Source organism: Paenibacillus contaminans, assembly GCF_003285015.1.
GTDB classification, from domain to species: domain Bacteria; phylum Bacillota; class Bacilli; order Paenibacillales; family NBRC-103111; genus Paenibacillus_V; species Paenibacillus_V contaminans.
This window is the reverse complement of record NZ_QMFB01000003.1, coordinates 14,481-32,314: the sequence shown is the minus strand read 5'-3', so window position 1 is coordinate 32,314 and position 17,834 is coordinate 14,481. Positions and strand designations below refer to the sequence as shown.

Genomic DNA, 17,834 nt, shown 5'->3' with positions numbered 1-17,834 from the left:
AATGTTCCAATGATCCGAAACGACAAACCGATCAAGGGGAAAGTGCAACTAAGGTTCTCAAATTGGAAGTACAGCGCAGGCATGAGGATCGTTCTTTTCCTTGCGCTGGCTTTATTTTTTTACGCCTCGCTGGCCGGCAAGGTATTGCCGCAAACCTATGACATCAAGCCGAATACGGTAAGCGAGAAAACGATCGTCGCCAATCAGCAGATTCAGGATTTCGTAGCGACGCAGAAGGCGCAGGACGAAGCCGCGCTTAAGGTTGCGCCGGTTTACAGGTATGCGGCCATCAAGCACGATCAATTGATCGAAGCGCTTTACGACAAGCTCGAATTGAACAATGCCGACGCAGAGATGAAATACGATATCAAGGTAAGCCTGTATCGCGACTTGTTCCCGTCCGTTCTCGGCGATTACACGAATCAAGCGCTCAACAATGCGCGATCCGGCGGACAGTATTCCGATACGTTCCTTACCGAAATGAAATCGCAGCTGGAATCCCAGCAGTATAAAATACCGGAGGAAGCATTGTACAAGCTTCCGCGTTTGACCAAGGAAGAGCTGACGGCGATGGAGCCCGTCACGAAGGATATCGTAGGAAAGCTTATGACCGATGCGACTACGGATGCGGCGACCGCTCGCACGCGAGTCACCGAGCTTGTCAATTCCTCGACGCTGACCAAAAATACGTCCCGCGAGCTCGTCCAAGAAATCGCCAGATTCGCCATCATGCCGAATAAGTTCCTGGATGCGAAAGGGACGGACGAAGCGCGGGCGCAGGCAAGGGAAAACACGAAGCCGGTGTTCATCAACAAGAACGACGTGCTGGTACACAAGGGCGAAATGATTACGGATCAGCTCTACAAGCAGCTCGGCGACCTAAACTTGCTCAAGGACAAAGCCAATTACGGTCCGCAGCTGGGCCTGGTGCTGTTCTGTGCGTTTCTGACATTCGGCTTGTTCATGTTCGTTAGACAAAGCGAGCTCCCGATCAGCACGAATAACGCTCAATTGCTGATGCTTGTCATTATTTTTCTGCTTACGCTCGTTACGATGCGAATCGTGGCGATCGGCGAAAGCCTGGAGTATTCGCATATCGGATACCTCGCTCCGGTATCGCTCGGCAGCATGCTGATCATGGTTCTGCTCAACTCTCAGCTTGCTTTTGCATCGTCCGTTTTGATCAGCATTCTTGCGAGTATCGTGTTTAACAACGATGCGGATCAGCTGTTCGATTTCCGTTACGGGCTTGTTACGTTGATCGTTTGCTATACCGCCGTTTTCGCACTGCAAAAAGCAAGCCAGCGCTCGGCGATATTAAAGGCCGGCGTTATCGTCTCGTTAATTTCCGCATTGGCCGTCACATCCCTGATTTTGCTGGACAACCACTATACGGTCAGGGAAGTCGCTTTTTCGATCTCATTCGCCATAGCCGGCGGCTTGTTGAGCGCCGTACTCGTTATCGGACTTCTGCCCTTCTTCGAAACGGCATTCGGCATCTTGTCGCCGCTTAAGCTGGTCGAGCTGTCGAATCCGAATTTGCCGCTCTTACGCAAGCTTCTGACTGAAACGCCGGGAACTTATCATCACAGCGTTATGGTGGGCAACTTATCGGAGGCTGCCGCAGAGGCGATCGGAGCGAACGGGCTATTATGCCGCGTCGGCTCCTATTATCACGATATCGGCAAAACGAAAAGGCCGCATTATTTTATCGAAAATCAAATGGGCATGGAAAATCCGCATGATTTGATCGATCCGAGCCTGAGCAAGTCGATTATTGTCGCACATGCGCGCGACGGCGTCGAAATGCTGAAGGAATATAACATTCCGAAGCCGATTCGGGACATTGCGGAACAGCATCACGGGACGACGCTGCTTAAGTTTTTTTATCACAAGGCCAAGCAGCAGAACGAGCATCCGGAAACGCCGGTTGCGGAAGCCGACTTTCGTTATCCGGGTCCTAAGGCGCAATCGAAGGAAGCCGCGATCGTCGGCATTGCGGATTGCGTCGAAGCCGCCGTCCGTTCGCTGCGCAATCCGACAATCGAGCAGATCGATTCGATGGTGCGCAAAATTATTAAGGACCGTCTTGACGACGCGCAGTTCAACGAATGCGATCTGACGCTCAAGGAGCTGGATACCGTCGGCAAGGCGCTTAAAGAAACGCTGTTAGGCATCTTTCATTCCCGGATCGAATATCCGACGGAGCCGCTTTCCGCAGCAAAGCCTGAAACGCAGTCTTAGTGTCCGACATATACAGATAGCCCTTATAAGGGCAAGGGGGTTGCATGATGGTTTCACTCGAATGGAACAACGAGCAGGAGCAAATGCAAATCGGCGATTCGCTGATCGCCAAATTAGAGCAGCTTCTGGCTCTTGCGGCAGCAGCGGAAAACGTCGAAGCGGGCGAGGTTTCGCTTACGTTTGTCGACGACGCTTCGATTCATGAGTTGAACAAGCAGTACCGCGGAATCGACAAGCCGACTGACGTGTTGTCGTTCGCCATGTCGGAGATGGGCGACGATGAAATCGACATCAATTACGACGATCTTGAGGAAGTCGAGCTTGAGCAAGACGATGCGGAAGACGAAGCCGGCGACGATCGCTCGGACGGCGGCGAGCCGCTGGGCGATATCATTATCTCGGTGGAGCGGGCCGTTCAGCAAAGCGAAGAATACGGCCATTCCGTAGAACGCGAAATCGGTTTTTTATTCGTTCACGGTTTTCTGCATTTGATCGGTTACGATCATGGCTCCGAAGCGGAGGAGAAGGAAATGTTTGCGAAGCAGGAAAACATTTTACTGAAGGCGGGACTGACGCGGTGAAGTCGGTTAAGCGGTTTTTTGTAGGCTTTCGATTCGCCTATGAAGGGATTAAATATGCGCTGTCCACACAGCGGAACATGAAGTTTCACTTCTTCGTTTCGTTCTTCGTGTTGAGCTCAGCGCTTTTTTTTCATTTGTCGAAGATGGAAATTTTATTTCTGCTCTTATCGATCACGCTTGTCATCGTAACGGAATTGATCAACACCGGGGTGGAGAAGGCAGTCGATTTGGCCATGCCGGAGAAACATCCGCTCGCCAAAATAGCCAAAGACGTGGCGGCTGCATCGGTGCTCGTTTCCGCCGTCTTCGCAATATGCGTCGGTACGATTATTTTTTACGAGCCGGTTGACCGATGGCTTCGAAACCGCAAGATCGACGAATCGACCTTTACTCCCGGGGAGCTTTGGCTGTACCTCAGCATTGTGCTTCTCACGGTGATCGTTGCGGAAACGCGCTTCAGCAAAAGCCGCTTTCGTCCGAGTTTATGGACTGCAGTCGCATTTGCCTGCGCTACGTTCATTTCGCTTCTTACATCGATGACGTTAATCGCGTTATTGGCTTATTCGATGTCCATGCTCTTTCTCATTGTGCTGTACGAGCGACGAGGCCGCTCGCTGCCGTCATTGTTGTTCGGATCGGCGATCGGAACGATCATTACGGTTTTGGCTTATTACTTAAGCGGGATAACTTGAGGGAACATTAGTTACAAGTGACAGGAGAGTGGGGCGGTTATGAGTCTTGATCTGCCGGAAGAAATCATTGCGTTGATTGAGGAAGCAAAACAAGTAAGATTGCGTGCCTACACCCCGTATTCCGATTTTCAGGTGGGGGCGGCCTTGCTCGCGGAAGACGGGACGATGCATCTTGGGTGCAATGTCGAAAATGCCGCTTACGGGCCTACCAATTGCGCCGAGCGGACGGCATTGTTCCGGGCTGTTGCAGACGGCTCCAAGCCAGGCACCTTTCGGGCGATCGCAGTCGTCGGCGATACGAAGGGACCGATAACACCCTGCGGCGTTTGCCGGCAAGTGCTGTCGGAGCTTTGCAGCCCCGATATGCCGGTGTACATGACGAATCTAACTGGCGATATAGCCAAATCCACGGTATCCGAGCTGCTGCCGGGCGCGTTTACGCTGCGAACGACTACATAAGCGATACGATCCATTTGATCCAAAGCGCGCCGGGGACAAGCAGCAGTTGGGCGAGCAGGGTGCCGGCCAAGCGGGAAAGCATCAGCAGGCCGAACATTTTATTGATCGAAGCGATATTTTCTTCCCCGCGCGTCGTTTTGTCTATGAGCAGCGCAATTTGCGGATCCACAAGAACGGTAAGTAAAATCGTGGCGACGCCGTTAATGAAGCCCGAAGCTTGCGACGCCGTCGTACTGGCTTCCGGTATAAGAAAAGAAGCATATAGGGCGGACAACACGCCAACGGTATAGATTGCGGTCGCTACGCAGTTCATAATAAGCAGCCGTTTCGGAATGCCGCCGATCCGGAGCCGGGACAGCATTTCCCATTTCGGCCGTTTTACATGCCGCCTGACGCGTCTTATCCGCTCCGCACTTGCGGAGGTGCGAATCAGCTGGGGGATCGAGCCGGATACCTCCAGCTGGGCAATCAGCCGCGAAGCGATCGAGATGCAGGTAGGCACGAGCAAAATCGCGATAAGCGTTCCGATCGAAGCGGCGCCGATAATAAAATGAAAGCGGGGCGCGAGCTGGAAGTCCTCCGTCTTTTTGGCCATATCGATAATGTTGCCGATCATCGGGCCCTGCAGCATATTCGACGTACGCGAAACAAGCACGATGATACCGGTCAATGAAAGGGCGACCGCAAGCTTGCCCGTCCGGACACCGGCAAGCCGAATGGCGTAAGCTAGCGTTTCGGCCATATGGATGAACAAAGTAAAGCCTGCAACGACAAGCAGCTGAATAAACACGCGGTAACGCCTCCTTGCAAAATGGTGACATTGGCGGCTCTGCGAATGGCAACATCGCGAGTCATTTGGAAATAATAGTCATACGTCTGGGTGCATTATATCGTACCCGATACGCAAGTGTAAATAACGGTCATTTTATTTGCCGGCCGTACTGTGTTACAATTTGATTATTTCAAAATATAAGAAATTACATGTTCCACATATTAAGGGCTTATAGTTCACCGGTAAACGCTCCTGTCCGCAGCTTATGCTTAAGAAGCCGCTTTCTTCGAAAGCTTGAGGACGGAAGCCGTTTATCCTTGTGGCCAATCCAAAGGAGTTTATCTACGAATGAAGCAACCATACAAATCCGGGTTCGTCGCCATTATCGGACGGCCGAACGTCGGGAAATCGACGCTGCTCAATCAAGTTATCGGGCAAAAGATCGCCATTATGTCGGATAAGCCGCAGACGACGCGCAATAAAATTCATGGCGTCTATACGACGGACAACGCGCAAATCGTTTTTCTCGATACGCCGGGCATTCATAAGCCGACATCGAAGCTCGGAAACTACATGATGAAAGTGGCGGAGAGCACGCTTGGCGAAGTGGATGCGATTCTGTTTCTCGTCGATGTCGTCGAAGGAATCGGCGGAGGAGACCGCTACATTATCGAACAGCTCAAAAAGGTGAAGACGCCGGTTATTCTCGTATTGAACAAAATTGACCAGGTTCATCCCGAGGCATTGCTGCCTATTATCGTTCAATACAAAGACCTGTACGAGTTTGCGGAAATCGTGCCTATTTCGGCGATTCACGGCAGCAATGTAAACACGCTGCTGGAGCAAACGGTCAAGTACCTGGAGGAAGGCCCGCAATATTACCCTGCGGATCAAGTGACGGATCATCCGGAGCAGTTCGTATGCGCGGAGCTCGTAAGGGAGAAAATCCTGCATTTGACGCGCGAGGAAATTCCGCATTCGATCGCTGTCGCCATCGAAGACATGAAGCTGCAGGACAACGGCGTCGTTCATATTTCCGCTATCATCTATGTGGAGCGCGATTCGCAAAAAGGGATTATTATCGGCAAGCAAGGCGCGCTGCTGAAAGAGGTCGGCCGACTCGCGCGTAAAGATATCGAAACGCTCCTCGGTTCCAAAACCTTTCTCGAGCTGTGGGTTAAGGTCAAGAAGGACTGGCGCAACCAGGAACGCGTGCTTCGCGATCTCGGTTTTCGTAACGAATAAGCGCGTTTTGACGGATGCCGGATCGCATCGTGTAAGCCAGCCTCCATCCAGTTATTGTATGGGATTCGTTTCATAAGTATCGAGCATCCTAACGGTATCGTCAGTCACATTGAACAAGGGGATGGTGCGAAATGAGAGATTTCTCGTGGAACTACTTTTCAATGACTGGAGATGTGGACGCCTACTTGCTTTATAAGCAAGTCGACGATCGGCAGGAAGAGGGCGAGGAACCGGAGCTTCTGACGGAGCCGGAAAATTCCGAACAATAAGCATGCAGCTATGGAACGCAGCGTTTAAGCGCTGCGTTTTCGTCGAACGGCTGCAAGGGGAAAGGGAAAGCCATGCTGTATCGCGTCCAAGGCATCGTGATCCGCAGTATGGATTACGGCGAAGGCAATAAAATATTATCGATCTACACGGAACCGGCCGGAAAAGTAGGCGTGATGGTGCGCGGCGCCAAGAAGACGAATAGCAGATATGCCGCCGTTGCGCAGCTCCTGACGCACGGTGATTTTGTGTTCTTCAAAAGCGGGAAAGGGCAGCTGGGCACGCTTAATCAGGCCGAGCTGATCGATTCGCATCAGAAGCTTCGCGAGGATTTGATATTGGCCGGTTACGGAGCTTATTTGGCGGAGCTGTACGAGAAGCTGATGCCGGAGGAAGAGAGCAGCCCCATGATGTTCGAGCAGCTGAAAGCGGGTTTGGAAGCCATCGAGAGCGGCAAGGACGGCGGTGTCGTCGCTCACGCGATCGAGATGAAAATGCTCGGGTTGTCCGGGTATATGCCCCAGTTGGAGCAATGCGTCAGCTGCGGCGTCAATTTAGCGGATTCCGGTAGCTTCTCGGTCGCGCTCAGCGTTCAACAAGGCGGCGTATTATGTCCGAGGTGCAGGCATACCGATCCGCGGGCGATCATGATAACGGGCGCAACACATAAGCTGCTGCGGCTTTTTCAGAAACTCGATTTGCGACGGCTCGGCACGACCGAAATCAAACCGGCGACGAAAGCGGAGCTGAAGCAGTGTATGAGAGCATTTATGGATACTTTTTTCGATATTCGATGGAAATCGCGAAGCTATTTGGATCAGATGGAGAAATATTTGACATGAACCAGACGGTTTGATATATTTTGTCTACATGCACATTTGGATGCAATGACGGAAAGAAGTAGCTGATCGAGCGGCCGTTTAGCGAATCGGGGGCGGTGTAAGCCCGATCGGACGTTTCAGCGAAAGGCATTCCCGAGCGTCGCGTGAAAAGCGGACCGAGTAATTGCAAAATAAGCTGCTATCATACTCTTTTAGACCCGATGTCGATTATGACATCTGCTCTGCTTCGATATCGTAAGAGTATTTCTTAGCTGCCTATACATTCGGTCAAGTAGGGTGGAACCGCGGGAAGCTATAGCTCTCGTCCCTATGTCTGTTGTCATACAGGCATAGCGGCGGAGCTTTTTTGGTTTATTCGGAAAGCATTCGCGGAAGCGGCGCTATACCTTCGGTAAACGCCGGCGTTAAATAGGCCGGTAGGCGTTTATCCTTGCATGCCTGTGGGATCCGCACTTCAAATGATCGCTCGGAAAAAAAGGAGGAATACGGCTAATGGCACTGAATTTTCAGCAAATTATTTTGACCCTTCAGCAATTTTGGGCCGAACAGAACTGTATTATCGTACAGCCGTACGACACGGAGAAAGGGGCGGGTACATTCAACCCGGCGACCTTCCTGCGCAGCATCGGTCCGGAGCCGTGGAACGTCGCTTACGTGGAGCCTTCACGCCGGCCGGCTGACGGACGTTACGGGGAAAATCCGAACCGTCTTTATCAGCATCATCAGTTTCAGGTCATTATGAAACCTTCGCCTGATAATATTCAAGAGCTGTATTTGGAAAGCTTGAAGCGTCTCGGCATCGATCCGCTGCATCATGATATCCGGTTTGTCGAGGATAACTGGGAAGGCCCGACGCTTGGCGCATGGGGACTTGGCTGGGAAGTTTGGCTGAACGGCATGGAGGTCACCCAATTCACGTATTTCCAACAGGTCGGCGGCATCGACACGAGCCCGGTTTCCGTCGAAATCACTTACGGCCTGGAGCGCCTTGCTTCTTATATTCAAGATGTCGAGAACGTTTTCGATTTGGAGTGGGTTGACGGCGTATCGTACCGCGACGTATTCGGTCAGCCGGAATATGAGCATTCCAAGTACACGTTCGAAGTTTCGGACGTAAACATGCTGTTTACGCTTTATAACATGTATGAAGCGGAGGCGAAGCGCGCGCTCGAGCAAAATCTCGTATTCCCGGGCGTCGATTACGTGCTGAAATGCTCCCATACGTTCAATTTGCTGGATGCAAGAGGCGCAATAAGCGTAACCGAGCGAACCGGCTACATCGCACGCGTGAGAAATTTGGCGAGGCTCGTTGCAGGCGCATATTTGGAAGAGCGCGAGAAGCTGGGCTTCCCGCTTTTGAAGAAAGAGGTGGACGCGAATGTCTAAACATCTGCTCCTGGAGCTCGGCCTCGAGGAAGTGCCGGCAAGGTTTATTCGCGCCGCGGTGCGGCAGCTTGAAGATAAAACGGTTAAATGGCTTAACGACGCCCGCATTTCGTTCGGATCGTCTACGGTATTTGCAACGCCCCGCAGACTCGCCCTGCTGATAACCGATGTTGCCGAGAAACAGCAGGATGTCAATGAAGAAGTCAAAGGCCCCTCCAGAAAAATCGCGCTGGACGCAGACGGCGGCTGGACGAAGGCGGCTCTCGGCTTTGCCAAGAGCCAAGGCGTACAGCCCGAGCAATTGTTTTTTAAAGAACTGGCGGGCGTTGAATACGTGCATGCGGTGAAAAGCAGCGTCGGCGTCGAAACGGAAAGCGTATTAGGCGAAGGGCTTGCTCAGGTCGTTACGTCGCTGAGCTTCCCCAAAAATATGCGCTGGGGCAGCCAGGAGCTTCGCTTTGTCCGTCCGCTTCGCTGGCTCGTCGCTTTGTTCGGAAGCGATGTCGTACCTATGGAAATCGCGGGCGTTGCCGCGGGCCGCACGTCGCGGGGACACCGTTTTCTCGGCCAAGAGGTCGATATTCCGGCTCCGGGCGACTACGAGCGTTTGCTGAAGGAACAATATGTTTATGTCGATATCGAAGAACGCGAAGGGCTGATTCGCAGCCAAATCGAAAGGTTGGCCCAAGAAAAAGGCTGGGTAATTCCGATGAAGGAGGATCTGCTCGAAGAGGTTGTGTTCCTTGTCGAGTACCCGACCGCTTTGTTCGGTACGTTCGATCCCGCTTTTCTTGAAATTCCGCAGCAGGTCCTTATTACATCCATGCGCGAGCATCAAAGATATTTCCCGGTGCTGGACGCCCAAGGCAAGCTGCTTCCGTATTTCGTAACGGTACGCAACGGCAATGCCGTATCGCTTGAACAAGTGGCCAAGGGGAACGAAAAAGTGCTGCGCGCCCGGTTATCGGACGCCCGTTTCTTCTATAGCGAGGATCAGAAAGCCAGCATTGCAAGCTTCAATGAGCGGCTGGAGACGATCGTTTACCAAGTCGAGCTCGGCACGGTAGGCGACAAAGTGCGCCGGATCGGCAGCATCACAAGCAAGCTTGTCGGACTGCTTGAGCGTTCGAACGATGCAAGCGTGCAAGGAATTGCCGACCAAAAAGCGATTATCGAGCGTACGGCCGCCATTTGCAAATTCGATCTCGTAACGCAAATGGTTTACGAATTTCCCGAGCTGCAAGGCATCATGGGCGAGGACTATGCGCGAAAAGCAGGCGAACCGGAGGCTGTTGCCAAAGCGGTCAACGAGCACTATCAGCCACGGTTTTCGGGCGATGTCTCCCCGGAATCGCTTGCAGGATCGCTCGTTAGCATCGCCGATAAAATCGATACGATCGTCGGCTGCTTCTCGATCGGCATCATTCCTTCGGGCTCCCAGGATCCGTATGCCCTGCGCCGGCAAGCTGCCGGAGTCGTCCAAATTTTGCTCGATCGCGGGCTTCCGCTTACACTGTCCGACGTATTCGACACGGCGCTTGACGTTTATCAAGAAGCGAGCCTGCTGAAAGGAGATCGTAACGAGGTTCGCCAAAGCTTGTACGACTTTTTCGCGCTGCGCGTCAAAAACGTCCTCGCCGAGCGCGAAATCCGTTACGATATCGTCGATGCGGTGCTGGCCGGCGGTTTCGACGATATCGCATCGACCATACGCAGAGCGGAAGCCGTTAAAGCGGCGGTTTCTTCAGCCGATTTCAAGCTGACCGTCGAGCAGTTCAACCGTGTCGGCAATCTTGCCGCCAAGGCGGAAACGACTGAAGTAAGCCGCGATTTGTTCGCGGACGAAGCGGAACGCGGTTTATGGGACAGCTGGCAAACCGCTTCGGCGGCGTATGCCGGACAACTTAACGCCGGTGACGAAGCCGCTGCCCTGCAAACGGCCGGCGAGCTTAGCGAGCCGATTCGGAAGTTTTTCGATTCCGTAATGGTTATGGCCGACGACGCAAGCATCCGCGCAAACCGTTTGGCGATGCTTGCCCGGATTTCGAATGAGCTTAAAAAAATCGCCGATTTTTCAAAGCTGGTTTGGTAAATAAGGCGAATTTTTGAACAATTTTAGTATGGCGAGACGAAGGCGGCGCTGCATGCGCCGCCGCTTTGCTCTCTCCTATAAGGGTTTGCTTAGCGGAAAATACGGGCGATTGTGTTTTGCAGGGATTTCGGGAGCGAAGCAGGATTTTTTGGTTTACCATCGTATATAATATTGCAGAAGGAAGAAAAGGATGGAAGCCTTGGAATCGAAAATTATCGTAGACGCGGATGCATGCCCTGTAAAAGCGGAAATCGTCCGGGCGGCCGGACAATTTCAAATCGCCGTTTGGATGGTCGCCTCCTATGATCATCGTCTTACGCCCCAAGAAGGCGTTACGATCGTTCAGGTCGACAGATCCGATCAATCCGTCGATCTGTACATTGCGAACCGGATAGCGGCCGGAGACATTTTAGTGACCCAGGACTTCGGACTGGCGACGATCGGGCTTGCCAAGAAGGCGATCGTCCTGTCGAATCGCGGCCAACAGTATACGGATTTGACAATCGATTTTTTGCTGGAGAAGCGGCATGACCAGGCGAAAAGCAGGCGCGGCGGCAAGTACGGAAAAGGCCCTCGGCCCTTTACCGACGAGGATCGACAACGTTTTCTACAAACTCTGACAAAAGTTTTGAAGCAAAGGCAGGAGAATTTATTCCCGTAGCGAATACTTATACACGTGTTAAATCGGATAGAAGGTGGACAGGATGAGTAACGGACGTATCCCCGATGAAGTCATCGAGGCGGTACTTAAGCATCACGATATTGTCGATGTCGTCGGTAAATACGTTCATCTCTCCAAGCAAGGGCACTACATGAAAGGGCTTTGTCCGTTTCATTCGGAGAAAACCCCCTCCTTCACGGTTACCCCGGAGAAGCAAATCTATTACTGCTACGGCTGTCATGCCGGTGGAAACGCCATTCATTTCGTCATGGAAATCGAAGGGTTTTCTTTCGGGGAAGCGGTTCGTCAGATGGCCGAAGAAGCAGGCATCCCGATCGGGTGGGAGCAGCCGAGCGCGCAAATGACGCAGCAGCAAGCGGAGCAATCCGTGCTGTATCAAGCGTATGAGCTTTCCGCCAAATGGTATCACCATATCCTCAAAAATATGGCGCAGGGCAGAGACGCGATGAACTATCTTCGTTCGCGGGGATTTACCGACAAGTGGATCGATTTTTTTCAGATCGGTTTCGCTCCGCCAATGTGGGATAGGCTTGCGGCTTTTCTTGAAAAACGCCAGTTTTCATTGCCTTTGATGGATAAAGGAGGCCTTGTAACCGCGAGGACGGAAGGCGGCGGCTATTACGACAAATTCCGCGATCGGATCATTTTTCCGATAACCGATTTCAAAGGAAGGGTGATCGCTTTCGCCGGACGCGCAATGGGGGACGCTCAGCCCAAATACTTGAATAGTCCCGAGACGATGCTGTTCAACAAAAGCCGCAGTTTGTATAACTTTCATCATGCGCGGCCAAACATACGCAAACAGCAATCGGTTGTTCTGTTCGAAGGGTATGTAGACGTCATTAAGGCTTGGGGCGCAGGAGTGAACAACGGCGTAGCGACGATGGGGACGGCGCTCACCGAAGAGCATGCGAATCTCATTCGCAAGAATGCGGAGCAGGCGATCGTCTGCTATGACGGCGACAGTGCCGGACAAGCGGCGGCGTTCAAAAGCATTCCCATTCTGCAAAAGGCGAATATGCATGTCAAAATCGCCATGATGCCGCCCGGAATCGATCCGGATGAATTTATAGCGGCATACGGCGGGGACCGTTTCCAGCACGAGATTATCGACGGAGCGGTACCGGCGGTAAAATTCAAGCTGCTGTACGCCCGCAAAAACTTTAACCTGGCGGATTCCGCGAATTGGCCGCAATATATAAACACTGCGGTTAAGCTGATCGCCGAATTGGAAACGCCGGTTGAACGCGAGCATTATATTAGCGAACTGGCCGCTGAGTTTCGTTACTCGCCGGAATCGATTCGCCAGCAGTTGAACGAAGAAAGGCAAATTTTTCTCAAAAAAAGTCATGATAAGGGGCAGTCAAGGGATAATTTAGACAATTCGTGGAATAATGTAATGGATAAAAAGCGGGGAACGGGAAAAACGCCTACGCTGCTGCGCGCTTATCAAAATGCGGAAACGCAGCTCCTATGTGCGATGATGCACGACCGTGAAGTTGCGGAATACGTCGAGGAGCGGCTCGGGGATCAGTTTAACGTGGAAGCTCATGCAGCGCTTGCTGCTTATTTATATGCCTTTTATGCCCAAGGAAACGATCCGGATGCAAGCCGCTATTTAGCTTCGCTGCAGGACGAACGGCTGGAGCGAGCGGCCAGCTCGATTTTGATGATGACGATGCACGATGCGGTCAATAGCCAAGTCATCGACGATTATATTCGCGAAATCAAAAAATACCCGCAGCAGAAGGCAATCGAACAAAAAAGAGAAGAGATGGTCCGTGCGGAAAAAAGCGGAGATTTCCTTTTGGCCGCGCAGATCGCAAGCGAGATTATAACCCTAGAGAAGCAGCTGAAATTATCGTAGCGCCTTTTGCTGACACATAAGGTTGAGGTTTGCGGCGATTGTCGATTCTAGGGAGGAGGGAGCAGTAAACATGGCGAATGACCAGCATACCGAATTGGAAACCGAACTGACCCTTGAGCAGGTGAAGGAGCAGCTTATCGAGCTTGGCAAGAAGCGTTCTTCCTTGACTTACAAAGATATTATGGAGCGGCTAGCTCCGTTCGATCAAGATGCGGAGCAGATCGACGAATTTTTTGAGCAGCTCCAGGAGCTTGGCATCGATGTCGGGAATGAGGCCGAGGAGGACGATATCCAACGCCACCCGGGAGACGACAACGACCATGACGATTTTCATTTTGACGATGATTTGTCGCTTCCGCCGGGGATCAAAATCAATGATCCGGTCCGCATGTATTTGAAGGAAATCGGCCGTGTGCCGCTCCTGTCTGCGGATGACGAGATCGATTTGGCCAAACGGATCGAGAAAGGCGACGAGGAAGCGAAGCGCCGTCTTGCGGAAGCGAATTTGCGTCTTGTCGTCAGTATTGCCAAGCGTTATGTCGGACGCGGCATGTTGTTCCTCGACCTGATTCAGGAAGGGAACATGGGTCTGATCAAAGCGGTTGAGAAGTTCGACTTTACGAAGGGCTTCAAATTCAGTACGTACGCTACATGGTGGATTCGTCAGGCGATCACGCGGGCAATCGCCGACCAAGCGCGGACGATTCGTATCCCCGTGCATATGGTTGAAACGATCAATAAGCTCATTCGCGTTTCGCGTCAATTGCTGCAGGAGCTCGGCAGAGAACCTAGCCCTGAAGAAATTGCCAAGGAAATGGATTTGAGCACGGATAAAGTGCGTGAAATTATGAAAATCGCTCAAGAACCCGTTTCGTTGGAAACGCCGATCGGTGAAGAGGACGATTCTCATTTGGGAGATTTCATCGAGGATCAGGAAGCGCTCGCGCCGGCTGACGCAGCCGCTTATGAGCTGCTGAAGGAGCAGCTTGAGGATGTGCTCGATACGCTGACCGAACGGGAAGAGAACGTGCTTCGTTTGCGTTTCGGACTGGATGACGGCCGCACGCGGACGCTCGAGGAAGTAGGCAAGGTGTTCGGGGTTACGCGCGAACGGATTCGTCAAATCGAAGCGAAAGCGCTGCGCAAGCTGCGGCACCCGAGCCGAAGCAAACGACTGAAAGATTTTCTCGAGTAAGCGAATACCGACTTTCTGGGCCTTTCTTCAGGAAAGGCCTTTTTTCAATTTATCAGAACGTACGGATATAATATTATTTCCTTTTCCTGCCGATAAAAGGTATGAAGAAAAACGATCGTTACGGAAAGGTGAACGCTACGTGATGGATAAAGAGAAACGTAAACTGATTATTGCCGAGATCGAGAGCTGGCGCAGAAGCAAGCTGCTTCCGGAGCAGTACTGCGACTTTCTGATCAATTTATATTTGGAAGATCCGCAGGAACGGACAAAAACGACTTTGTTCGGCGTCTCCGCTGCTGCAATCCAAAACAGCAGCATGAAAATATGGCTGTTGCTGTTTGGCGGTCTCGGGCTTATTTCCTATTTTGTACTTCATTTTAACTCTTTTCCATTACCAATGCAAATTGCCATATCTTCACTATTTATCCTGACATGTTATATGCTCGGGGGCGTTCAGCGCAACAAATCGCCTCTCGTTTCTTATATGTGTAACGGGATCGCGTCGATTTCGCTGTTATCGATCGGACTTGTGCTTTTGCGGGCTCATGATGCGGGAGAAGGGACGATCGTCGCTTTTGTGGGCGCTTGCAGCATCGTTTGGATGCTGATCGGTATTTTGATGCGGCTGCCGATATTTCATTTTTGCGGGTGGGTCGTGTTATGCTTGATTTATGGATGGTTTTTAAAGCAAAATATAAGCAGCTTCGATTGGATTGCGCTGCAAATGAGCTGGGTGCCGGTCAGCATCGTGTTGGCATGGCTCGGCTGGCTGATTCAATATAGGAGCAAAGCTTCGGGCACGGTACTGCTCGTCGTCGGTTTCTGCCTCTGGTTCGTGCCGGAAGGTTTTGGGTTCGGATTAACGGATCTGAATCGGGAATCGTTACAGCTGCTGCTATTCGGCAAGCTGATCGTCGCCGGGGCGGTATTGTTCGCCTCGAGAAAAAAATGGACTGAGTGGGTAGCTTAATATGGTAACCTTATCGAATCGTTTGGCTTTGATTGCACGACTCGTACCGGAGGGCGGCAAATTGGCGGATATCGGATCCGACCATGCGCTGCTCCCTGTTTTTTTGTGTCAGCAAGGCATTGCCGTATCCGCGATTGCGGGAGAATTGAATCCGGGGCCTTTTGCGGCGGCTCAGAAGCAGGTTAGAGAAGCGGGCCTGGAGAAACGCATCGAGGTAAGGCGCGGGGACGGCTTGGCCGTAATCGAGCCGGGAGAGGCGGATGTCGTCACGATCGCAGGAATGGGCGGCAGCCTGATCGCTTCGATTTTATCGGCGGGGGAAGACAAGCTGAAGGAAACGGAAAGGCTGATCTTGCAGCCTAACGTAGGCGAGGAGCAGGTGCGGCGCTGGTTAGTCGAGCATGGCTGGGCGCTTGTCGACGAGCATATTTTGGAAGAGGACGGCAAAATTTACGAAGTGCTTGTCGCTGTGCGCGAAGGTGCGGCTTCCGTTAACGACAGGTTGTACGGCGGGGCGGATAGCGAGACCGCATTTCGAATGGGGCCGTATTTACTCAACAAGCCGTCGCCCGTTTTCGTCAGCAAATGGCAGTCGGAGCTTGTCAAGCTGAACCGGATCGTCCATCAGCTGGGCGAATCGGAGCTGGAAGCGGCGGCGGACAAAAAGGCGGCGTTTGAAAAGGAAATAGCCGATATCGAGCGTGTGCTCGCCGGCAGCGGGAGGAATTGAACATGTTTGCGAACGGACAAGCGGTCATTCAACTATTTGAGCAGCTGGCTCCCAAGCATTTTGCCATGCCCGACGATAAAATCGGTCTGCAGCTGGGGACGTTAAATAAGGAGATTCGAAAAGTACTCGTTGCGCTGGACGTTACGGAAGCGGTAGTGGAGGAAGCGATCCGCGAGAAAGCGGAGCTGATCATCGCGCATCATGCGATTATTTTTCGGCCGTTGGCCAACTTGCGAACCGATTTGCCGGCAGGCAAATTGTATGAAAAGCTTATCAAGCACGATATTGCGGTTTACATCGCGCATACGAATTTGGATGTAGCCGACGGCGGAATTAACGATATGCTGGCGGAAGCGCTTGGACTGACAGGTCTTGCCCATTTGAAAGAGGTTCATACGGAGAAGCTGAAGAAGCTTGTCGTTTTCGTGCCGGAGGATCATCAAGAAAATGTGCGCCAGGCTTTGTTCCGTGCCGGAGCGGGCTGGATCGGCAAATACAGTCATTGCAGCTTCAATATCGAAGGCACGGGAACCTTCCTGCCGCGCAGCGGCGCGGAGCCGTATATCGGGGAGCAGGGCAAGATGGAGCGGGTTCGGGAAATCCGGCTCGAAACGATCGTTCCCGAAAGCTTGGAGAGGTTAGCCGTTCAGGCGATGCTTAAAGCTCATCCTTACGAGGAAGTCGCTTACGATCTGTACCCGATGGATTTGAAAGGCCGCGTTTTCGGTTTGGGAAGGGTAGGGCGTCTGCCTGAATCTACAACACTCGGATTGTTCGCGGAACAAGTCAAACAAGCATTGGATGTGCCATCGGTAAGAGTGGTCGGCGATTTGGGAAGAAAAGTCGCAAAAGCGGCCGTTCTTGGCGGGGCAGGCTCAAAATATGTCCGCGATGCGCAATTTGCCGGCGCCGACGTGCTTGTCACCGGAGACATCGACTACCATACCGCGCATGATGCGCTCGCTGCGGGTTTTGCGATTATCGATGCGGGACATAATATCGAGAAAATTATGAAACGCCGGACAGCGGAATATATGAACGAGCAGCTGGCGGCTAAAAAATACGAAACGACGGCCGTAGCGTCGCAAATCGATACAGAAGTGTTTACTTTCGTATAAGACGTTGTCGTCAAGTTCGCAGTTTGCGGTGACGATAAAGCGACGGCTGTACGCTTGTATTTTCGCGATTTGAAGAAATGGCGATATGCAAGGGGAAATGCTGCTAAGGGAAACCTTCACTTTGCGGGGTTAATTTCGCAGTTGTTTTTGCGGTATGAATTAAGGTATACTAACAAATGCATTGGGAAGTTTGACAGACAATCGCTGGCGGCTTTGCCGCGAGAGGAAAGTCCGGGCTCCAAAGGGCAGGATGCTGGATAACGTCCAGTCAGCGCGAGCTGAAGGATAGTGCCACAGAAATGGACCGCCGATGGTGCGTACGCACACAGGCAAGGGTGGAACCGTGGTGTAAGAGACCACGAGGGAGGCTGGTGACTTCCTCCCTGGTAAACCCCATCTGGAGCAAGACCTAAGAGGAACGCCGCGAGTTCGGCTCGCAGCCTTAGCCCGAGGCGCGTTCGGGTTGGTCGCTTGAGCCATGCAGCAATGCACGGCCTAGAAAGATGATTGTCGCTTCAACGGTGGGAGGGTCGTTCCCGTTCGGACCACTGGAAGTACAGAACCCGGCTTACGGCAAACTTTCCATCAACGATTAACGATAAGAGACTGTCCTTACAAGGACGGTCTTTTTACATATACATACAAAGGTACATCACATTCGGCAGGAAACCGAAATAGTCCGGCTCAACAAA

At 52.2% G+C, this 17,834-nt stretch carries 16 protein-coding genes and 1 other RNA gene; 16 read left to right on the top strand and 1 reads right to left on the bottom strand.

The annotated features are described in order from the left end of the window. Window positions 1–9: 9 nt before the first annotated feature. From DQG23_RS06740 to cdd, 4 genes are read left to right on the top strand one after another with little or no spacing between them, the layout of a single operon-like run. Entirely contained in the window at window positions 10–2,244 is a 2,235-nt protein-coding gene (locus tag DQG23_RS06740; RefSeq protein WP_113030070.1) for an HD family phosphohydrolase, read from the top strand. Window positions 2,245–2,288: 44 nt separating this feature from the next. After that, entirely contained in the window at window positions 2,289–2,825 is a 537-nt protein-coding gene (ybeY, locus tag DQG23_RS06735; RefSeq protein ID WP_113030069.1) for an rRNA maturation RNase YbeY, read from the top strand. Continuing rightward, complete coding sequence (locus DQG23_RS06730; protein WP_113030068.1) at window positions 2,822–3,517, top strand: diacylglycerol kinase; 696 nt, start codon at window positions 2,822–2,824, stop codon at window positions 3,515–3,517. Before ybeY ends, DQG23_RS06730 begins: the two co-directional genes overlap by 4 nt. 39 nt (window positions 3,518–3,556) lie before the next feature. Beyond that, a complete protein-coding gene (cdd, locus tag DQG23_RS06725) occupies window positions 3,557–3,976 on the top strand; it encodes a cytidine deaminase (RefSeq protein WP_113030067.1) in 420 nt (139 codons plus the stop codon). Here cdd and DQG23_RS06720 read toward each other — a convergent pair. After that, window positions 3,969–4,766, bottom strand: coding sequence for a lipid II flippase Amj family protein (locus tag DQG23_RS06720; protein WP_113030066.1), 798 nt, complete (start codon window positions 4,764–4,766; stop codon window positions 3,969–3,971). The genes cdd and DQG23_RS06720 overlap by 8 nt on opposite strands. A gap of 330 nt (window positions 4,767–5,096) precedes the next feature. Here DQG23_RS06720 and era point away from each other — a divergent pair, with 330 nt between their 5' ends. From era to rnpB, 12 genes are all read left to right on the top strand, one after another. Next, the gene (gene era, locus DQG23_RS06715; RefSeq protein ID WP_113030065.1) at window positions 5,097–5,993 is read left to right on the top strand and encodes a GTPase Era; all 897 of its coding nucleotides are present in this window, start codon (window positions 5,097–5,099) and stop codon (window positions 5,991–5,993) included. A gap of 131 nt (window positions 5,994–6,124) precedes the next feature. Further along, window positions 6,125–6,262 (top strand): YqzL family protein, encoded by a 138-nt coding sequence (locus DQG23_RS06710; protein ID WP_113030064.1) that lies wholly within the window; start codon window positions 6,125–6,127, stop codon window positions 6,260–6,262. A 72-nt stretch (window positions 6,263–6,334) separates the two neighbouring features. Beyond that, the gene (gene recO, locus DQG23_RS06705; protein WP_113030063.1) at window positions 6,335–7,102 is read left to right on the top strand and encodes a DNA repair protein RecO; all 768 of its coding nucleotides are present in this window, start codon (window positions 6,335–6,337) and stop codon (window positions 7,100–7,102) included. A 498-nt stretch (window positions 7,103–7,600) separates the two neighbouring features. Then, window positions 7,601–8,488 carry a glycine--tRNA ligase subunit alpha gene (gene glyQ, locus DQG23_RS06700; protein ID WP_113030451.1) on the top strand — a complete coding sequence of 296 codons (888 nt, stop codon included), beginning with the start codon at window positions 7,601–7,603 and terminating at the stop codon, window positions 8,486–8,488. Beyond that, on the top strand, window positions 8,481–10,580 hold the full coding sequence (gene glyS, locus DQG23_RS06695; protein WP_113030062.1) for a glycine--tRNA ligase subunit beta: 2,100 nt from the start codon (window positions 8,481–8,483) through the stop codon (window positions 10,578–10,580). Before glyQ ends, glyS begins: the two co-directional genes overlap by 8 nt. Before the next feature lie 190 nt (window positions 10,581–10,770). Beyond that, window positions 10,771–11,241 (top strand): YaiI/YqxD family protein, encoded by a 471-nt coding sequence (locus DQG23_RS06690; protein ID WP_192894555.1) that lies wholly within the window; start codon window positions 10,771–10,773, stop codon window positions 11,239–11,241. 43 nt (window positions 11,242–11,284) lie between these two features. Next, window positions 11,285–13,129: a DNA primase gene (dnaG, locus tag DQG23_RS06685; RefSeq protein ID WP_113030061.1), complete on the top strand. Its 1,845-nt coding sequence runs from the start codon at window positions 11,285–11,287 to the stop codon at window positions 13,127–13,129. Window positions 13,130–13,199: 70 nt separating this feature from the next. Continuing rightward, window positions 13,200–14,324, top strand: coding sequence for an RNA polymerase sigma factor RpoD (gene rpoD / locus DQG23_RS06680; RefSeq protein ID WP_113030060.1), 1,125 nt, complete (start codon window positions 13,200–13,202; stop codon window positions 14,322–14,324). 139 nt (window positions 14,325–14,463) lie between these two features. Continuing rightward, entirely contained in the window at window positions 14,464–15,294 is an 831-nt protein-coding gene (locus tag DQG23_RS06675) for a hypothetical protein (protein WP_146762256.1), read from the top strand. A gap of 1 nt (window position 15,295) precedes the next feature. Further along, a complete protein-coding gene (locus tag DQG23_RS06670) occupies window positions 15,296–16,024 on the top strand; it encodes a tRNA (adenine(22)-N(1))-methyltransferase (RefSeq protein ID WP_113030058.1) in 729 nt (242 codons plus the stop codon). 2 nt (window positions 16,025–16,026) lie between these two features. Then, entirely contained in the window at window positions 16,027–17,142 is a 1,116-nt protein-coding gene (locus DQG23_RS06665; protein WP_113030057.1) for a Nif3-like dinuclear metal center hexameric protein, read from the top strand. A gap of 185 nt (window positions 17,143–17,327) precedes the next feature. Next, window positions 17,328–17,728, top strand: an RNA gene (gene rnpB, locus DQG23_RS06660) — RNase P RNA component class A. The last annotated feature ends 106 nt before the right edge of the window (window positions 17,729–17,834 follow it).

Coding starts and splice junctions, on each gene's coding strand:
- DQG23_RS06690 (WP_192894555.1), top strand. CDS start 10,771: ATGGAAGCCTTGGAATCGAAAATTATCGTAGACGCGGATGCATGCCCT.
- DQG23_RS06710 (WP_113030064.1), top strand. CDS start 6,125: ATGAGAGATTTCTCGTGGAACTACTTTTCAATGACTGGAGATGTGGAC.
- DQG23_RS06740 (WP_113030070.1), top strand. CDS start 10: ATGATCCGAAACGACAAACCGATCAAGGGGAAAGTGCAACTAAGGTTC.
- era (WP_113030065.1), top strand. CDS start 5,097: ATGAAGCAACCATACAAATCCGGGTTCGTCGCCATTATCGGACGGCCG.
- recO (WP_113030063.1), top strand. CDS start 6,335: ATGCTGTATCGCGTCCAAGGCATCGTGATCCGCAGTATGGATTACGGC.
- cdd (WP_113030067.1), top strand. CDS start 3,557: ATGAGTCTTGATCTGCCGGAAGAAATCATTGCGTTGATTGAGGAAGCA.
- DQG23_RS06670 (WP_113030058.1), top strand. CDS start 15,296: ATGGTAACCTTATCGAATCGTTTGGCTTTGATTGCACGACTCGTACCG.
- rpoD (WP_113030060.1), top strand. CDS start 13,200: ATGGCGAATGACCAGCATACCGAATTGGAAACCGAACTGACCCTTGAG.
- dnaG (WP_113030061.1), top strand. CDS start 11,285: ATGAGTAACGGACGTATCCCCGATGAAGTCATCGAGGCGGTACTTAAG.
- DQG23_RS06665 (WP_113030057.1), top strand. CDS start 16,027: ATGTTTGCGAACGGACAAGCGGTCATTCAACTATTTGAGCAGCTGGCT.
- glyS (WP_113030062.1), top strand. CDS start 8,481: ATGTCTAAACATCTGCTCCTGGAGCTCGGCCTCGAGGAAGTGCCGGCA.
- ybeY (WP_113030069.1), top strand. CDS start 2,289: ATGATGGTTTCACTCGAATGGAACAACGAGCAGGAGCAAATGCAAATC.